Source organism: Kitasatospora sp. NPDC057015 (assembly GCF_042673745.1).
Lineage (GTDB): Bacteria > Actinomycetota > Actinomycetes > Streptomycetales > Streptomycetaceae > Kitasatospora.
Genome location: NZ_JBHUSG010000003.1, coordinates 255,588 through 272,955, shown reverse-complemented (window position 1 = coordinate 272,955; position 17,368 = coordinate 255,588). Strand labels below are relative to the sequence as shown.

The 17,368-nt window shown below is 74.5% G+C and carries 13 protein-coding genes; 9 read left to right on the top strand and 4 right to left on the bottom strand.

Annotated elements, in window-relative coordinates; translation table 11 throughout:
* Positions 1–193 precede the first annotated feature (193 nt).
* Complete coding sequence (locus tag ACFTWP_RS04470; protein ID WP_380262572.1) at positions 194–2,257, top strand: beta-galactosidase; 2,064 nt, start codon at positions 194–196, stop codon at positions 2,255–2,257.
* Between the two features lie 137 nt (positions 2,258–2,394).
* Positions 2,395–3,972 (top strand): arabinogalactan endo-beta-1,4-galactanase, encoded by a 1,578-nt coding sequence (locus ACFTWP_RS04465; protein WP_380262570.1) that lies wholly within the window; start codon positions 2,395–2,397, stop codon positions 3,970–3,972.
* Positions 3,973–4,067: 95 nt separating this feature from the next.
* On the opposite strand, the gene ACFTWP_RS04460 is transcribed toward ACFTWP_RS04465, so the two are convergent.
* Positions 4,068–5,234 (bottom strand): damage-control phosphatase ARMT1 family protein, encoded by a 1,167-nt coding sequence (locus ACFTWP_RS04460; RefSeq protein ID WP_380262568.1) that lies wholly within the window; start codon positions 5,232–5,234, stop codon positions 4,068–4,070.
* Positions 5,235–5,671: 437 nt separating this feature from the next.
* Complete coding sequence (locus tag ACFTWP_RS04455) at positions 5,672–8,869, bottom strand: M28 family peptidase (RefSeq protein ID WP_380262566.1); 3,198 nt, start codon at positions 8,867–8,869, stop codon at positions 5,672–5,674.
* 305 nt (positions 8,870–9,174) lie between these two features.
* Between ACFTWP_RS04455 and ACFTWP_RS04450 the strand changes: the two genes are divergently transcribed.
* The 7 genes from ACFTWP_RS04450 (at position 9,175) to ACFTWP_RS04420 (ending at position 15,847) form a co-directional block, all read left to right on the top strand.
* The gene (locus ACFTWP_RS04450; protein WP_380262564.1) at positions 9,175–10,716 is read left to right on the top strand and encodes a helix-turn-helix domain-containing protein; all 1,542 of its coding nucleotides are present in this window, start codon (positions 9,175–9,177) and stop codon (positions 10,714–10,716) included.
* A 397-nt stretch (positions 10,717–11,113) separates the two neighbouring features.
* Entirely contained in the window at positions 11,114–11,986 is an 873-nt protein-coding gene (gene folP, locus ACFTWP_RS04445; RefSeq protein ID WP_380262562.1) for a dihydropteroate synthase, read from the top strand.
* An 11-nt stretch (positions 11,987–11,997) separates the two neighbouring features.
* Positions 11,998–12,510, top strand: coding sequence for a nuclear transport factor 2 family protein (locus tag ACFTWP_RS04440; RefSeq protein ID WP_380262560.1), 513 nt, complete (start codon positions 11,998–12,000; stop codon positions 12,508–12,510).
* 220 nt (positions 12,511–12,730) lie between these two features.
* Positions 12,731–13,090, top strand: coding sequence for a dihydroneopterin aldolase (folB, locus tag ACFTWP_RS04435; RefSeq protein WP_266327261.1), 360 nt, complete (start codon positions 12,731–12,733; stop codon positions 13,088–13,090).
* 42 nt (positions 13,091–13,132) lie between these two features.
* Positions 13,133–13,732 (top strand): 2-amino-4-hydroxy-6-hydroxymethyldihydropteridine diphosphokinase, encoded by a 600-nt coding sequence (gene folK / locus ACFTWP_RS04430; protein WP_380262558.1) that lies wholly within the window; start codon positions 13,133–13,135, stop codon positions 13,730–13,732.
* Positions 13,733–13,943: 211 nt separating this feature from the next.
* Entirely contained in the window at positions 13,944–14,432 is a 489-nt protein-coding gene (locus ACFTWP_RS04425) for a DUF3180 domain-containing protein (RefSeq protein ID WP_380262557.1), read from the top strand.
* Positions 14,433–14,560: 128 nt separating this feature from the next.
* A complete protein-coding gene (locus ACFTWP_RS04420; protein ID WP_380262555.1) occupies positions 14,561–15,847 on the top strand; it encodes a hypothetical protein in 1,287 nt (428 codons plus the stop codon).
* An 88-nt stretch (positions 15,848–15,935) separates the two neighbouring features.
* Here the strand turns inward: ACFTWP_RS04420 and ACFTWP_RS04415 are convergent, their stop codons facing one another.
* Positions 15,936–16,511: a TerD family protein gene (locus ACFTWP_RS04415; RefSeq protein WP_266321858.1), complete on the bottom strand. Its 576-nt coding sequence runs from the start codon at positions 16,509–16,511 to the stop codon at positions 15,936–15,938.
* Positions 16,512–16,699: 188 nt separating this feature from the next.
* A complete protein-coding gene (locus tag ACFTWP_RS04410; RefSeq protein ID WP_380262553.1) occupies positions 16,700–17,197 on the bottom strand; it encodes a hypothetical protein in 498 nt (165 codons plus the stop codon).
* Between the last annotated feature and the right edge of the window lie 171 nt (positions 17,198–17,368).

Here is a 17,368-nt window from a genome sequence, read left to right as displayed (position 1 = left end):
CGGCGCGGGCCGGGGTGCACGACCGGCGCCGGGCGGTGCCGGGGGCTCCCGGAACCGTGGACCGTCGCTGTGCACGTTCACAGTACGGAAATCCGCCGGACACTTGTCAATCCCCAGCCTCATACGGTTATCTTGCCGAAACACAACGCCCTGGATGCTGTGTACGTTCACAGTCCTGCCCGATGGAGCATCGATGGATCACCCGCTGACTCGCGACAACACCCCGGACCCGGCCGCCGGCCCGGCCGACCAGGGCCGCAGGCCGGTCGGGCTGCCGGCGCTCGCCTTCGGCGGGGACTACAACCCCGAGCAGTGGCCCGAGGAGGTCTGGCAGGAGGACGTCCGGCTGATGCGCGAGGCCGGCGTCACCATGGTCAGCGTCGGGATCTTCTCCTGGGCGCTGCTGGAGACCGAGCGCGGCAGCTACGACTTCGGCTGGCTCGACCGGCTGCTCGACCTGCTGCACGCGAACGGCATCCGCGTCGACCTCGCCACCCCCACCGTCGTACCGCCCGCCTGGTTCTACCGCGAGCACCCCGAGGCGCTGCCCGTCACCCGCGAGGGCGTCCGGTACGAGTTCGGCTCCCGCGGCGCGATCTGCCACAGCTCCGCCGCCTACCGGCAGGCCGCCGCCGCCATCACCGAACAGCTCGGCCGGCGCTACGGCCGCCACCCCGCCGTCGCCCTGTGGCACGTCCACAACGAGTACGGGGTGCCGGTCAGCGCCTGCTACTGCGAGGCGTCCGCCGCGCACTTCCGCCGCTGGCTCGGCGAGCGCTACACCACCCTCAAGGAGCTCAACGAGGCCTGGGGGACGACCTTCTGGGGCCAGCAGTACACCACCTGGGAGGACGTCCGCCCGCCCCGGCTCACCCCCACCGCGGGCAACCCCGCCCAGCAGCTCGACTGGGCGCGGTTCACCAGCGACGCCCTGCTGGAGAACTTCGTCAGCGAACGCGACATCCTGCACCGCCTCTCGCCCGGCATCCCGGTCACCACCAACTTCATGACCGCGCTCTCGCAGTGCGAGTCGCTCGACTACTGGGCCTGGGGGCGCGAGGTCGACCTGGTCGCCAACGACCACTACCTGGTCGCCGAGGGCGAGCGGAACCACATCAACCTGGCGATGTCCGCCGACCTCACCCGCTCCGTCGCCGGCGGCCGGCCCTGGCTGCTGCTGGAGCACTCCACCGGCGCCGTCAACTGGCAGCCGCGCAACCTCGTCAAGCAGCCCGGCGAGATGGCCCGCAACAGCCTCGCGCACGTCGCCCGCGGCTCGGACGGCGCGATGTTCTTCCAGTGGCGGGCCTCGCGGCACGGCGCCGAGAAGTTCCACTCCGCGATGCTCCCGCACGCCGGCACGGAGAGCCGGATCTGGCGCGAGGTGGTCGAACTCGGCGCCGCCCTCGGCTCGCTGGGCTCCGTCCGGGGCAGCCGGGTGGTCGCGGACGCCGCCGTCCTCTGGGACTGGCAGTCCTGGTGGGCGCAGAAGCTCGAGTGGCGCCCCAGCGTCGACCTGGACGCCCGCGAGCGCGCCGACAGCTGGTACGCCGCCGCGTACGACCGCCACCTCACCGTGGACTTCGCCCACCCCGGGGCCGAACTGGACCGGTACCCGCTGGTGCTCGTCCCCGCGCTGTACCTGATGACCGAGGCCGCCGCCCGCAACCTGCGCCGCTACGTGGAGAACGGCGGCACCCTCGTCGTGTCCTGCTTCTCCGGCATCGTCGACGAGCACGACGCCGTGCACCCCGGCCCGCACCCCGGCGCCCTGCGCGACGTGCTCGGCCTCACCGTCGAGGAGTTCGCACCGCTGCGCGCCGGTCAGCAGGTCCGGCTGACCGGCGGCGAGGCGGAGCTCACCGGCGACGTGTGGTCCGAGTTCGTCGTGCCGCACGGCGCCGAGACCCTCTGGCGGTACGCCGACGGACCGGCCGCCGGACACCCCGCCGTCACCCGCCACGCACTCGGCGCCGGCTCGGCCTGGTACGTCTCCAGCCGCCTGGACGCCGCCGGCCTGGACACCGTGCTCGCCCGGGCGGCCGCCGAGGCCGGCCTGCCGGAGCGTGAACTGCCGCGCGACGTCGAGGTGGTGGAGCGGGCGGGAGAACACGGCCGCTACCTCTTCGCGGTCAACCACAGCGGCGCCGACGCCCGTGTCCCGCTGCCCGGCGACGGCGTCGAGCTGCTCACCGGCGCACCCGTGTCCGGCACCCTGGACGTCCCCGCGGGCACCACCCGCGTCGTCCTGCACTGACTCCTGCCCGGCCCGCCGAGGGTCGGTCCGGGCAGGTGCCCCGCCCCGGCCCGGCGGCCGTGTCCCCAGCGCACGGCCGCCGGGCCGCACCCCCACGGCTCCACCTCCCCCACCCCACCTCATCGCCAAGGACGACGATGCCCCAGGGAACCAGGCGCCTGCTCGCCAGCAGCGCCGCCTCGCTCGTGATCGCCGCCGCCACCACGGTCGCGCTCCCCACCACCGCCGCCCAGGCGGCCGTCACGGTCGCCAACCCCGGTTTCGAGACCGGCGGAGCCGGCACCGCGACCCCCGGCGGATGGTCCACCTACTCCGCCGGCGGCCAGAACGCCGCCTCCTACACCGAGGCCGGCGGCCACAGCGGCTCCTACCGGCTCACCCACTGGGCGGCCTCCGCCTACAAGGTGGAGACCTACCAGTACCTCTCCGGCCTCACCAACGGCAGCTACACGCTGACCGCCTGGGTCCGCTCCAGCGGCGGACAGAACGCCGCCTACCTCGCACTGAAGGGCTGCGGCGGCGCCGAACAGCGCACCGACCTCCCGGTCACCCCGAACGGCGGCTGGATCCGACTGGTCACCCCGGTCTCGGTCACCAACGGCCAGTGCACCATCAGCATCAACTCCGACGCCAACGCCGGGAACTGGCTCAACGTCGACGACGTCACCCTGACCTCGGGCAGCACCGGCGTGGCCGCCCGCGGCGTCGACGTCTCCACCCTGAAGAAGAGCGAGGACAAGGGCGGCACCTACGCGTACGCCGACGGCACCGCCGCCGACGCCCTGACCGTCCTGCACGCGGCCGGCGCCAACTACGCGCGGCTGAAGGTCTGGGTCAACCCCGCCGACGGCTACAACTCCAAGGCCAGGGTGCTGACCATGGCCGCCCGCGCCAAGGCGCTCGGCATGAAGGTCCTGATCGACTTCCACTACTCCGACGTCTGGGCCGACCCGGGCACCCAGAGCAAGCCCTCGCCCTGGGCCTCCTACACCGCGGCCCAGCTCGGCACCGCCGTCTACAACCACACCTACGACGTGCTCAACGCCCTGAAGGCGCAGGGCACCACCGCCGACATGGTGCAGATCGGCAACGAGATCAACGGCGGCATGCTCTGGCCGGAGGGCTCCACCGCCAACTGGACCAACCTCGCCGCCTTCCTCACCCAGGGCGCCACGGCGGCGAAGGCCGTCAGCTCCTCCACCCAGGTCATGCTGCACCTCGCCAAGGGCGGGGACGACGCGGGTGCCCGCACCTTCTTCGACAACGCGGTGTCGCGCGGCGTGCCGTTCGACGTCATCGGGCTCTCCTACTACAGCTACTGGCACGGCCCGCTGAACGACCTGCAGACGACCCTGGACGACATGGCCGCCCGGTACGGCAAGAAGGTCGCCGTCGCCGAGACGGCCTACGCCTTCACCCTGGCGAACAACGACTCGCTGGAGAACAACCTCGCCACCACCGCCCAGCTCACCACCGGCTACCCGGCCACCCAGGCCGGCCAGGCCGCCGCCCTGCGCGACGTGCTCAACGTGGTCGAGGCCGTGCCGGGCGGCAAGGGGCTCGGCGCCTTCTACTGGGAGCCGGCCTGGACGGCGGTACCCGGCAACGGCTGGGACCCGGCCGATCCCGCCTCCGGCAACGCCTGGGAGAACCAGGCCCTGTTCGACTACACCAACAGGCCGACCGCCGCGATGAGTTGGCTGAACCACCGCTGACCCTTCGGTGCTCACCCGCTGGTGCCCGGCCCCCGTTCGGGCCGGGCGCCAGCGGGCTGCGGATCCGCTCCGGGGCCGCGCGCGGCCCCGGCGGGCTACCCGGAGTGCACCTGGATCAGCGCGTGCGTCCCGGTGGTGCGCCACGGCAGCCCGCCGGCGTCCAGCTCGGCGACCACCCGGGCCTCCAGGCCGACCACCACGTCCGACTTCAGGGTGCGCAACGCCGCCACGGGGGAGGGGAAGTGACCGACCGCCCCGCCGAACGAGGTGGTGGCCGGCCACTGCCGGTCCCCGACCAGCCGGCGGTAGTTGAGGTCGCCCTTGAAGACGGTCAACGCGGCGCCGGCGAACTCGGCCCGCAGCCCGGCGGGCAGCTCGTGGTACAGCAGCGGCGCGCAGAAGAACGGGTCGGTGCGCAGCACGAGCCGCCCGGCGCCCAGCGCCTCCCAGAGCCGGTCGCCGATCCGCCCGGCCACCGGCTCGGCGGAGGTGCGCAGCCGCCGCAGGGCGGACAGGACGTCGGCGGTGGTCGCGTCCGACACGAAGTACGGGTACGGCTTGACGTAGAGGAGGACCTCGGCGGCCGGCCGGGTGGTGAGCAGGTGGTCGATCAGGACGAGGTCGGGCAGCAGTTCGCGGCCGGCGTTGTCCGCGACCAGGCAGACCGGGGCGTCCGGGGCCCCGGCGAGCACGGCCCACAGCAGGGCTCCGTCGTCCGCCACCAGCCCGGTCACCGGGGCCGCACCGGCCTCGGCGGTCATCCCGAAGCTGAGGTCCGCCCGGTTGCCCCAGAGGGCGGAGGAGAGCAGCGCCCGCTCCCGCTGCTCCGCGGGCAGGGCCGGCAGCCCGCCGAGTGCGGCGAGCTCGCCGTCGACGGCCGGGCCGGCCAACTCGGCGTCCTTGAAGGGCGCGAAGGGGTCCACGCCCTGCCAGGCCCCGGGCCCGAAGAAGCCGGTGGCCGCGAGCAGTCGGCGGTAGAACCAGTTCTCGGCCCAGAGGAAGGGGGCCTCGCTCCACGGCCGGCCCCACAGGCCCCGGCCCCACTCCAGCCACTGCCGGTGGTCGTGGGCCCCGGGGTCCGGCGGCTGCAGCACGCCGGTCGTGCTCTCGGCGAGCAGCGCCTCGACCGCCGCCCGCCGCGCGGGTTCGTACGGCAGCGCGTCCAGCACCTGCCGGACGAGCTGCGGGTGACGCTCGTGGAAGACGCTCCAGGGGAAGGATCCGGGGGCGTCGATGCGGATGACGGGCGGTGCGGGGAGCACGGGCGTGAGGGTCCTTCGGTACGTGGCCTGGGCCGCCGGCCGGGCAGCGGCGACCGCGCCCAGTCTCGCACCGACCGGCGCGCGAACGCCGGACCGTCCGCCGTCCGCCGGTCGGACCGTGCGCCGTGCCCGCCCGGGGCCCGGCGGAAGAGCGACGGGCGGGGGCGCCGCGTGTCGCCACGCCGCACCCCCGCCCGCCGCCTCCCCGGGACCGCCGCAGCGGCCGCTCACCCGTCCGTCCCCCTGAGGGCGGACGGGGCCGGGCCGCGGGCCTGCCCTCCCCTCCCCGGTGTGCCGCGGGGTCGCCGCGGGGCACCGGGGCCCTTGTCCGGCCCGCACCCGGTCGTCGGTCCCGGTCACCCGCCCACTGAACCCCTCTGGGGCGGGCGCCGTGCCGCGGCTCGTCCCCCAACGGGCCGCGGCACGCGCTCGGTCGGTCAGATCCGCTGCCAGAGGGCCGGCACGATGGGCGGCTCCCAGCCGGTCTGGGCCTGGTGGCCCTGGAGGCAGCGGTAGCTGAGCCCGCCGTAGGTCACGACGTCGCCCGCCTGGTAGACCGTGCCGGCCGCCCAGGTGCCGCCGCCCTGGCCGCCGCCGACGACCAGCGAGTAGGTCGTGCTGTGGGTGGCGGATCCGGTGCCGGTCACGGTGATGGTGTACGTGCCGGCGGCGGTGCCCGCGCCGACCGAGACGGTCATCGTGGCCGAGGAGCCGGACTGGACCGAGGACGGGCTGAACGACACCGTGGTGCCGCTCGGCTGGCCGGCGGCGGTGAGGTTCACCGTCTGGGCGCTGCCGCTGGTGGTGCTGGTGCCGACCGTGGCGGTGGTCGAGCCCCCGGCGGTGGTGCTGCCGGTCGCCGGGTTCACCGAGAGGGAGAAGTCGTTGGCCGGGGTGGTGCCGCCGACCGAGGTCTTCCACAGGGTGTACGCGACGCCGTCGGCGCTGCGGTCCAGCACGGTGGCGTTGATGTTGCTGCTGGTGTCGCAGGCCGAGTGGTAGCAGGAGTCGTAGGCCCGGTTGGCGGTGCCGCCCCACTTGGCCGCCTGGGCGCTGGTCTTGACGGCGCTGGCGCCGGCCGCGTAGCCGGAGGTGGGGATGCCCGCCTGCTGGAACGAGTAGTCGTCGGAGCGGCCCTGGCCCTCGACGTTCTCCTCGGGCTGGACGCCCAGCGAGTCCCAGTACGCCTTCATCGGCGTCGAGGCCGCGGAGTTGATGTTGTTGATGAAGTAGCCGGCGTTGGGCGAGCCGACCATGTCGAAGTTGTAGTACCCCTTGATGGCACTGCGCTGAGTGGAACTCAGCTGGCTCACGTAGTGGTTGGAGCCCTGCAGGCCCTGCTCCTCGCCCGTCCACCAGGCGAACCGGACATGCCGGGTGAGGGTCGGGTTCTGCTGCGCCAGGGCGAGCGCGTTCTCCAGCAGGACGGCCGATCCGGAGCCGTTGTCGTTGATGCCGGGCCCGGCGGAGACGCTGTCCAGGTGGGCGCCGAACATGGTCACCTGGTCGGCGGGGCCGCCCGGCCAGTCGGCGATCAGGTTGTTGGAGACGTAGGTGCAGCTGGTGCAGGACTGCTCGGTGACGGTGTAACCGGCCGCCTGCAGCTTGGCCTTGACGTAGGCGACGGACTGGGTGTGCCCGGCGGTGCCGGCCCGGCGGTTGCCGCCGTTCTGCGAGCCGATGGTGTTGAGCTGGCCGAGGTGCGCCTGCACGTTCGCGACGCTGATGTCCGGCGCGTTGCCACCGGGGTTGCCGCCGCCCACCGTCAGGGCGTACTGCGCGGTGTGGGTCGCGGTGCCGCTGCCGGTCACCGTGACGGTGTAGCTGCCGGCCACCGCCGCGGCGGACGCCGAGACGGTCATCGTGGCGGACGAACCCGCTTGGACGGAGGCCGGGTTGAAGGTGACGGTGACCCCGCCGGGCTGGCCGGAGGCGGTCAGGTTCACCGTCTGCGCGCTGCCCGAGGTGACGGCGGTGCTCACCGTGGACGTGGCCGAGCTGCCGGGCTGCACCGAGCCGGCGGCCGGGGCGAGGGTCAGCGAGAAGTCGTTGGTGCCGGAGGGCGTGCAGGTCGGGTCGCCGGCCTGGGCCGGCACGCTGACGGCGTCCCAGGCGGCCTTGGCGCGGGTGAACATGGTGCAGCCCGGGTCGAGGTTTTTGGCCGCCGTCAGGGTGGCCGTCCGGTACCGCTTGTACGTCATGCCGCTGGTCTTGAGCAGCATGCCGCCGTAGAAGACCCGACCGGCGTCGCGGATGCCGATCCCGGTCACCGAGGAGCTGTTGCAGGTCGGGCTGGAGGGCTTGCCGCCACCCGGGGCCGAGCCCTCGGCGAGGAGGTAGAACCAGTGGTTGAGCGGGCCCGCCGCGGCGTGCTCCTCCGTGTTGGGGATCGAGGCGGAGTAGCAGTTCGGGTTGTTGCCGACCAGCGAGGGGTTGTACATGTTCCGGATCGGCCCGCTGCCGACCAGGTTGATCATCTCGCCGACGGTGTAGTCCGGACTGTCGTACGGGGAGGGCTCGTTGGCGTACGCCTCGGTCAGCGCGCCCATGATGTCGCCGGTCGCCTCGCCGAGGCCCGCCTCGTTGTTGGCGCCGCCGGGCGTGTACTGGTCGATGCCGTGGCCGAACTCGTGGCCGACCACGTCGATCGAGGCGATCCACTCGTTGGCGTTGTTGTGCCCGATCGAGATGGAGGAGCCGTCCCAGTAGGCGTTGACGTCGTTCAGGCCGACCTTGACCGGCCAGCTGCCGCCGTTGCCGTTGTGCCCGCTGCGGCCGAGCCAGTCGCGGAGCATGTCCCACTCCTTCTGCGCCGCGAACATCACGTCGGCGCAGCCGGTCTCCTTGCTGGTCGGGCTGCCGTTGCCCCAGGAGTCGCTGGACTTGGAGAACACCTGGCCGGTGCCGTAGTCGGCGCAGCTCAGCCCGGAGCGGCTCGGGTCGCGCAGGGAGTAGGAACTCCCGGACCCGGTGGTGCTGATGGTCACCGGTGCGGGGCCGTTCCACTTGCTGTTGGCGGTGCCCGCCTTGACGTCGTCGTAGCTGTCGATCAGCGCGCCCGTCCGGGCGTCGACGAAGACGTGCTGGTGGCTGGGGGCGCTCGCGGTCCGGCCGCTGAGCACGGTCTCCCAGGCGAGCCGCCCCTTGCCGTCCTTGACCCGGACCACCAGGCGGTGCGAGTCGACGGAGTCGACCGCCGCCAGCCCGGCCCGGGAGGCGCGCTCGGCCTCCGCCGCGGTGACCACCGGGATGGTGGGGACCCCGACCGGCCCGGTGGAGGCCGACTGCGAGCCGCGTATCCGGCCCTGGCCGTCGGCTATCACGACGGCGTCCCCGCCGACCACCGGCAGCCCGCGGTAGGTGCGCTCGTAGGCCACCGAGTAGAGCCCGTTGAGCCACGGGGTCACGGTGTGCCGCTCGTAGCTCTCGCCCGGCCCCTTGGCGAGCGAGTCCAGTCCGGCTGCGGCCGCCTGGTCGGCGGCGGAGACGGCGGCGGCCAGTGCGCTGGGCGGGGTGGGGGTGGGCCCGCCGGGGGCTGCGGACACCGGTCCGGCGGTGGCTGCCGTGAGACCTGCCAGGAGGGCCAGGGTCGTTCCGGCCGTCAGCAGTCTTCCCTTGGTCAATCTGCGTTGCATCGAGGCTCCTCGAACGTGGGGGTCCTCGAACGCGGACGGCGCTCTGGTGGTGCGGTCGGCACGCCGCCGGGTAGGCGGTCGGGCCGGGAGTGTCCGCGCTCGGGTGCCGGAACCCTCACATGTCGTCATGTCCGGAGCAATGGTCTAGTCATGTCGGGCGGGCCATCGGCAAGTTCTGTCAAGCGACCGGCGCTGCAAAGTGGTTGAGACCACCTCATGTACGGGCCGCCGTTCCTCCAGTACCGTCCTGGCACGGAGGGCGTCGCCGGCGGCGCCCGTCGACCGAGCGACCGGGGAGGTCCGCCGTGCACCGGAGCCATGCCGCACCGACCCCCGCGGAGCCCGCCGGGACCGCGCCGCCCACCGCACCGGGTGCCCTTTCCGCGGCGGTCCCCGCACCCCGTGCCCCTGAGACCGTCCCCGCCCCTGGGGCGGTCCGCCCGCCGCGGCCGACCGCCGCTCCCGCCGGCCCGCGGCCGGCCTTCGGCACCCGGCTGCGGCACTGGCGCCGGCTCGCGGGCCTCACCCAGGCCCGGCTCGCCGCCGCCGTCGGCTACGACCACACGGCCATCAGCAAACTCGAACACGGCACCCGCCGGGCCACCCCGCGCCTCGCCACCCGACTCGACGGCCTGCTCGGCGCGAACGGCGACCTGCTCGCGGCCTTCCACGCGGCCGAGGAGTCCGTCGAGGGCGGTACGCCGGCCCCGGTGGTGTCCGTCCGGCCGCCGCTCCCCGGCAGTGCGACGGCCGAGCGGTCGCCCGTCGCACTGCCGCCCATGGACGGACTGCTGCCAGCCCGCCTGCCCGACTACGGACTGCTCTGCCCCCTGCACGGCGCCGCCGGCTGCGCCGTGCCCCGGGCCGCCGACATCTCCGCCCTGCACGCCGCGTTCTGCGCCGCCGACCCCGACGGGCCGCCCCGGCCGGACGGCGACACCGTGCACGCCCTGACCGGGCTCCTCGCCGTTCACCTGCGGGCCGGCGAGGAGGGCGCCTACCCGGGCATCGAGGCCGGGGTGGAGCACACCCTGCGGGTGATCGTCCGGCGCCTCGCCCTCGCCGCCGGCGACCCCGGCGGCCCGCTGGCCCGGCTCGCGGCCGAGTACGCGCACGCCGCGGGCGTCCTGCGGATGCAGCACGGTCGCAACGCCACCGCGATGGCCTGCTTCGACCGCGCGCTCACCTGGGCGGAACAGGCCGGCGACGCCGCGACCCAGGTGGCCGCGCTCAGCGACATGAGCACCCTGGCCCGGCTGGAGGGGGACGCCGCCTCGGCGCTCGGCTACGCCCGCGAGATCACCCGCGCTGCGCCCGGCCGCCACTGGGCCGGCGCGATGGGGCAGGCCTGCCAGGCTCGTGCGTACGCCCTGGCCGGGGACGTCCGCGAGACGGTCCGGCATGTCGGCAGGGCCCGGCTGCACCTGGACCACATCGGCGTGCGGGACGAGTCGGACGCGCCCTGGCTGACCATCGCTTCGATGCACCTGCGGGTGGAGTCCGCCGCGGCGGCGGCGCTGCGCGACCTCGCGGCCACCGTCGAGGACCCGAGGCTCGCCCTGCGTGCCGTCGACGCGGCCGAGACCTCGCTACGACTGCTGGCCCCCGATCAACTGCCTTCCACACGACTGTTGTTCACCCTACGGGTGGCTGACTGCCACCTGTGCGCGGGCGACCCGCAGGCCGCCGTCTCGCTGCTGAACCCGGCACTGGAGGAGGCCGTCGGGAGCATGCCGGCGCTGGTCGGCCACGAGCTGCGCGGGCTGCGGCGCAGGCTCGCGGCCCGCCGCGGCGGGCCGCCGGAGCTCGCCGCCACCGCCCGCCGGCTGGACGAACTCACCCGCTGAGCCGCCCCCGTGGCCCGCCGCGCCGCCGCCGGCCGGCTCCGGCAATCCCTGCGGCCCCTCCGGCCGTCCGGCGGTCCGGCCGAGGCCGGTGTGGGGGCGGGGGGGCCCCCCCCCGCCCCCCCCCCGGCCGGGGGGGCCCCCGCCGCCGTACCCGGCCCCGGCGGCCGGCACAAGCCACGGACCCCCACCCCGCCGCCACCCGTGCCACCGGCCCCCGCACCCGTACCCGTATCCCGTGCCCGGTGGTCCTGAGCGCACCCCCACCGGCGCCCCGAGCCGAAGGGCGCGCCGGTGCCGAAAGGGAGAGAGCGAGGAAGCGACGAAGGAGCGCGGGAGCGATGACCGTCGGCGCCGGGTCAAGCGCCACGGAGGCGAGGGGCGCCCGATAATAGACCCCATGAACAACCCGCTCCCCCGCTCCCTCCCGGCCGGCCTCCCGGACCTCGACCGCTGCGCCGTGATGGGCGTGGTCAACGTGACTCCCGACTCCTTCTCCGACGGCGGGCTGTGGCACGACCCGGCGCGGGCCATCGCGCACGGGCTCGCGCTGCGCGCCATGGGCGCGGACCTGATCGACGTCGGCGGTGAGTCCACCCGCCCCGGCGCCGACCGGGTGACCGAGGCGGAGGAGCTGGGCCGGGTCCTCCCGGTGGTGCGGGAGCTCGCCGAGGCGGGGGTGGTGGTCAGCATCGACACCATGCGGGCGACCGTCGCCGAGCAGGCCGTCGCGGCGGGTGCCCGGCTGGTCAACGACGTCTCCGGCGGCCTGGCCGACCCGGCGATGGCCGGTGTGGTGGCCGCCACCGGCGCCCCCTTCGTGGTGATGCACTGGCGGGGCCAGTCCGCGGACATGGAGAGCCTGGCGGTGTACGACGACGTGGTCGCGGACGTGGTGGCCGAGCTGACCGGGCGGGTGGAGGCCCTGCTGGCGGCCGGCGTCAAGGAGGAGCAGCTGATCCTCGACCCGGGCCTCGGCTTCGCGAAGACGGCCGAGCACAACTGGGCCCTGCTGGGCCGCCTGGACGCCCTGACCGCGCTCGGCAGGCCGGTGCTGGTGGCCGCTTCGCGCAAGCGGTTCCTGGGTACGCTGCTCGCCAACCCGGAAACCGGGGAGCTGCGCCCGGCCCGGCAGCGCGACGACGCGACCGCCGCGGTGTCGGTACTGTCGGCCCGGGCCGGAGCCTGGGCGGTGCGGGTGCACGACGTGGTCGGGACGGCGGACGCCGTGCGGGTGGTCGCGGCCTGGCAGCGCGCGGCCCGGCAGGGGTGAGGCCGGCATGAATGGGAGGGTCTGTGGCAGGTGACGGCAGGTTGAGCGGCGGAACATCGGGCCGGCAGGCGTCGGAGGCCGACCGGGAGGCCGTCCTGGCGGCGAACCAGGCACTCTACGAGGCGCTGGAGAACGGTGACCTGGAGGCGGTCGAACGGGCCTGGCTCGGCGCCGGAGAGGCGGACGACAAGGGCGGAGTGGTGTGCGTGCACCCCGGCTGGCCGGTGCTGCGCGGACGGGCCCAGGTCACCCGCTCGTACATGCTGATCATGATGAACACGGAGTACATCCAGTTCTTCCTGACCGACGTCGAGGCCGAGGTGCAGGGCGATGTGGCCCTTGTCACCTGTACGGAGAACATCCTCTCCGGCGGCGAGGCGGAGGAGGAGGGCGAGCTCGGTCCGCTGGTCGGGGGCAAGGTCGTCTCGACGAACCTGTTCCGCCGTACCGAGGGCGGCTGGAAGCTCTGGTCGCACCATGGTTCACCCGTGCTGACCAGCGGGGACGACGAGGACGAGGACTGAGGTCGGCGGGCCGCCGCGGCGCGGCCCGGGAATTGCGGGACCGGCACGGAACGTTCACGTCAATCGCCGGATCGGCGTGCGTGACGCCGTGCCGTGCCGGGTAGGACGGTCAGGCGTTGTCAGTGCTCGCGGGTAGATTCGATGACCGGCGGGCGACGATGCCCGCCTTCGCCCTGCCCAGGCAGGGCGGCCCGTCCGACTGGGAGCAGTGATTCGTTTGCTGGACCGCGTCACCCTTCGGGGTCTGCGTGCTCGGGGCCACCACGGGGTCTTCGAGCGTGAGCGCGTCGAGGGCCAGACCTTCGTGGTCGACCTCGTGCTGTTCCTGGACACCCGTCCGGCCGCGTCCGGCGACGACCTCACCCGCACGGCCCACTACGGCGTCATCGCCGAGGAGGTCACCGCGGTGATCGCCGGCGAGCCCGTCGACCTGATCGAGACGCTCGCGCAGCGCATCGCCGACCAGTGCCTCAAGCACGAACCGGTCGAGGAGGTCGAGGTGACGGTGCACAAGCCCGACGCCCCGATCACCGTCCCGTTCGACGACGTCACCGTCACCATCCACCGGGGCCGCGCATGACCTGCGCGCCTAGTCCCGCCGCCCAGCCGCAGAGGGAATCCGATGAGCACCAGTGACCCGACCGCCTCGCCGACCACGTTCGACCTGGAGCGCAGGGTCGACTCGGCGGACACCACCCTGCACAACCCGCGCTACGCCGTGATCGCCCTCGGCAGCAACCTGGGCAACCGGCTGGAGACCCTCCAGGGGGCCGTGGACGCGCTCGCGGACACCCCCGGGCTGCGGATCAAGGCCGTCTCCTCCGTCTACGAGACCGAGGCCCTGGGCGGCCCCGAGGAGCAGCCCAACTACTACAACGCCGTGGTCGTGCTCCGCACCACCCTGCCGCCGCACTCCCTGCTGGAGCGGGGCAACGCGGTGGAGGACGCCTTCGGCCGGGTCCGCACCGTCCGCTGGGGTCCGCGCACGCTGGACGTCGACATCCTCGCGTACGAGGGCGTCACCAGCGACGACCCCGAGCTGCTCCTGCCGCACCCGCGCTCGCACGAGCGGGCCTTCGTGCTCGCCCCGTGGCTGGACGCGGACCCGAAGGCCGAGCTGCCCGGCCTGGGCATGGTCGCCGACCTGCTGGACGACCTCGGCGGCGAGCAGGCCCAGGGCGTGCGTCGGCGCGAGGACATCCGCCTGCGGCTGCCGGAGTAGGCCGCCCGCCCGCCGCCCCCGCCGGGGCGCGGCGGGGCGGCGCCGACCCGGGCCGCGGCGAACGGCTTCGGTCCGGCAGGAACTAGGGCGGGCTCCCGGCCGTACGAGTAGGTGTCCGTACGGCCGGGCCCGATACGGTGGCCTGGCGCCGCCGCCGCGCCCTCCGGCGCGGCCGACCCTCTCTCCGGCATCCGGGAAGGACTCCGTCCGAGTGAAGCTGCTCCGCATCCGTCTGCTGGTCGCCATCACCGCCGTCACGACGGCGCTGTCCTGGGCCGGTGCGAGGTTGTGGGCCTCGCTGGACACCCTGCCGGGTGTGCCCACCGCGGCGCCCGTGGTGCTCGCGGCGGTCGCGGTGGTGCTGCTGGCCACCGCGATCTCGCTGCGGGGCCGGCTGAAGGCGGCCCGCGAGCGGCAGCCCGGTGCGAAGGGCGTCGACCCGCTGGGCGCCGCCCGGGCGCTGGTCCTGGGCCAGGCGAGCGCGCTGGTCTCGGCCGTGGTGACGGGCGTCTACGCGGGCATGGGCATCGAGTTGCTGACCGAGCTGGACGTCGCGGCCCGCCGCGGGCAGGCCGTCACGGCGGGCTTCGCGGTGCTCGCCGGGGTCGCCGTGATGGCCGCGGCGCTCTGGCTGCAGCACGTCTGCCGGCTGCCCGAGGACCACGACGACACGACCGGCACGGCGCCCTCGCCGCGCTGAGCCCGGCCGCCGCGGGAGGGCCGGCTCCGAGCACCCGGCCCCCGCGGCGCGGTGCGCGCGGGGGTACGCGCGGCCGTTAATGGCACCCTGGGCTGACACGGCCCCAATTCGCACGCTAGTTTCTTGGCATGTCTCGCGGACGTCATCGTCATTCCTCCGTCCTCGGCCGGGCCGTTCCCCCCACCGCCGCCACCGCTCTCGTCGTGGCCGCGGTGACCGCCCTGGTGTTCAGTCAGGACCCTCTCCTGGTCAGGTCGGTGGGCGTCGCCGCCGTGCTGGCCGCGCTGGGGATCGCCCTCCTGCTGCGCCAGCGCGACCGCGGGGCCCGGGCCGCCGCCGACGTCGCCGCCGCGCAGCGGCTGCGCGCCGAGGAGCGGTTCGAGGAGCAGCTCGCCGAGACCGAGTACGCGGCCGAGGTCGCCGAGGAGCGGGCCACCCGCTTCGGCCGCCGGCTCACCGCGGAGAAGTCGCGGCTGGCGAAGGCCGAGACCGAGATCGCCCGGCTGCTGCGCGAGCGTGCCGTGATGGTCGCCGAGCAGGCCCTCAAGGAGGCCGAGGCGACCCGGCGGGCGCTCGCGGCGGCGCGTCCCCGGCACCCGGTGAGCCCGGCGGCGTACGTCCGCGCGGCGGCCGTCCTGCGGCACCTGGAGCGGCGGGCGGCGGTGGCGGAGGCGCAGCGCGAGCAGGTGGCGGGCGCCCAGCTGTCGCTGCGGGCCCGCAACGTCCCGGCGGCTCCGGCCGCCCCGGTACCGGCCGCCCCCGTACCCGGCGCGCCCGCGGGACCGGCTGCGCCCGCCGTGACGGTCGCGCCCGCCGCGCCCTCGCTGGCCCGTACCGTCGCCGCGGCCGCCGTCGCGAAGCAGGCCCAGACGCCGGCGCCGATCGTGCCGGCGCAGGCCGTCCCCGGCACCTCGGTGCCCGCGGGCGACCCGGCGCGGCCCGCGGAGCCGGCTGCGGCCTCCGCGGGGGAGCGCCCCGCCCCCGGTGCCCGGGCGGTCGGTGCGGCGCCCGTACGGCCGGTCCTGACGGCCACCGTGGAGCAGCTGGGCGGAGCCCCGACCACCGCGGTGGTCCGCTCCGAGCGCCAGCGTCCGCGGCCGCCGCAGGCGGGTCGCGGGCAGAACTTCAGCTTCTTCGGTCGCGGCGGGGCCGCCGTCCGTGCGGCGGCCCCGGCGCCGGCCGTGGGCAGCGTCTCGGAGCTGGGCGACCGGGCGGACCTGGCGGACGTGCTGGGCGACGAGGCGGTGGCCGAGACCACCGGCTTCGGCCCGGCCGCCGCCGCGGCGCCCGCGCCGGCACCCGGGGCCGAGCCGGCCGGGCCGCAGCAGCGGCCGGGCGGGCCCGCGGTGGTCGACCTGTCGGCGGAGGACGAGACGGAGTGCATCGAGCTGCCCGAGCTGCGCGCCAGCCGCTGAGCGCGGGCGCGGTCATGCCGGAGGCCCGGCCCCGAGGGGGCCGGGCCTCCGGCATGACGTGCCTGTGCGGACAGGCCCTAGGGGCGGGTCAGAGCTGGACGCCGAAGTCCTGGGCGATGCCGGCGAGGCCCGAGGCGTAGCCCTGGCCGACGGCGCGGAACTTCCACTCGGCGCCGTTGCGGTAGAGCTCGCCGAAGATCATGGCGGTCTCGGTGGCCGCGTCCTCGGAGAGGTCGTAGCGGGCGATCTCGGCGCCGCCGGCCGCGTTGAGCACGCGGATGTAGGCGTTGCGGACCTGGCCGAAGCTCTGCGAGCGGGCGACCGCGTCGTAGATCGAGACCGGGAAGGTGATCTTCGTCGCCTCGGCGGGCAGGCCCGCGAGGTTCACGTTGATCGCCTCGTCGTCGCCGGCGCCCTCGCCGGTGCGGTTGTCACCGGTGTGCACCACGGTGCTGTCCGGGGTGCTGGTGTTGTTGAAGAACACGAAGTGGCTGTTGGACAGGACCTTGCCGTCCGCGTTCAGCACGATGGCGCTGGCGTCGAGGTCGAATTCCGCGCCGGTCGTGGTCCGGACGTCCCAGCCGAGGCCGACGGTGACCGCGGACAGGCCGGGGGCCTCCTTGGTCAGCGAGACGTTGCCACCCTTGGAGAGGCTCACTGGCATGGTGATTGCTGTCCCTTCGTTGCTTTTGCCGGAGATAACGCGAGAGTAGCGGGGCTTGGTTCCGCCACCGGAGCGTTGAATTCTTTTGGTCGAATGAAGTTTGAGCAATGGGCAGGGCAAAACCCGGTGCCGGCGGGTGGCCGGGCCGGGGTGTCCGGGCGAATTCCTTCGTGTCCGGGCCGTTCTGGTCAGACCCGGGGGAAGCGCCCCTGGACGGTCCAGATGTTCGGATTGTCGGCCAGTTCGGGGTGCATGTCGAAGAGGTCGGCCAGGGTGTCCTGGAGGAAGTCCCTGGCCTCGCGCCGGAGGTCGGAGTGGCGGATCACCGCCGGCGCCTCGTCGGGCAGCCAGGTCGCGCCGACCTCGACCCAGTTGAACCGGCGGGCGAACCGGAGCAGCTCGGTGTTCTGGGTGAAGTCCAGGTCGGCGGTCTGCACCCGGGCGGCCCTGCTGCCGTCGGGGTCGCGGTCGAGCTCCTCGGCGATGTCGCACAGGGCCCACGCGAAGTCGAGCACCGGCACCCATCCCCAGGCTGTGGACAACTCCGCGCCGTCTGCGTCGAGGTAGACGTCGCCGCAGAACAGGTCGTACCGCAGGGTGCGCACGGAGGCGTTGCGGTAGTCCGTCTGCGGGGGGTCGGGGAAGCGGTTGGACAGGGAGTAGCCGAGCTCGATCACGTACGCCATTGTCGGGGCTGCGGACGGCTGTGGATAACCGGCACCCGCCGGCCCGGGCCACCGGCCCGTCCGCGGTCCGTCGACGGCCCGTCCGCGGGCGGGTGAGCGGCCCGGCGGGCAGCGCGGTCGGGGTGCGCCCGGACCGGATAACCGCGTGACCGGGGGCGCCGGTCACGCGAT

Excerpts from the sequence above, each read along its gene's own strand:
- ACFTWP_RS04465 (WP_380262570.1), top strand. The coding sequence starts at position 2,395 with ATGCCCCAGGGAACCAGGCGCCTGCTCGCCAGCAGCGCCGCCTCGCTC.
- ACFTWP_RS04440 (WP_380262560.1), top strand. The coding sequence starts at position 11,998 with ATGGGAGGGTCTGTGGCAGGTGACGGCAGGTTGAGCGGCGGAACATCG.
- folK (WP_380262558.1), top strand. The coding sequence starts at position 13,133 with ATGAGCACCAGTGACCCGACCGCCTCGCCGACCACGTTCGACCTGGAG.
- ACFTWP_RS04455 (WP_380262566.1), bottom strand. The coding sequence starts at position 8,869 with ATGCAACGCAGATTGACCAAGGGAAGACTGCTGACGGCCGGAACGACC.
- ACFTWP_RS04420 (WP_380262555.1), top strand. The coding sequence starts at position 14,561 with ATGTCTCGCGGACGTCATCGTCATTCCTCCGTCCTCGGCCGGGCCGTT.
- folP (WP_380262562.1), top strand. The coding sequence starts at position 11,114 with ATGAACAACCCGCTCCCCCGCTCCCTCCCGGCCGGCCTCCCGGACCTC.
- ACFTWP_RS04415 (WP_266321858.1), bottom strand. The coding sequence starts at position 16,511 with ATGCCAGTGAGCCTCTCCAAGGGTGGCAACGTCTCGCTGACCAAGGAG.
- ACFTWP_RS04410 (WP_380262553.1), bottom strand. The coding sequence starts at position 17,197 with ATGGCGTACGTGATCGAGCTCGGCTACTCCCTGTCCAACCGCTTCCCC.
- ACFTWP_RS04470 (WP_380262572.1), top strand. The coding sequence starts at position 194 with ATGGATCACCCGCTGACTCGCGACAACACCCCGGACCCGGCCGCCGGC.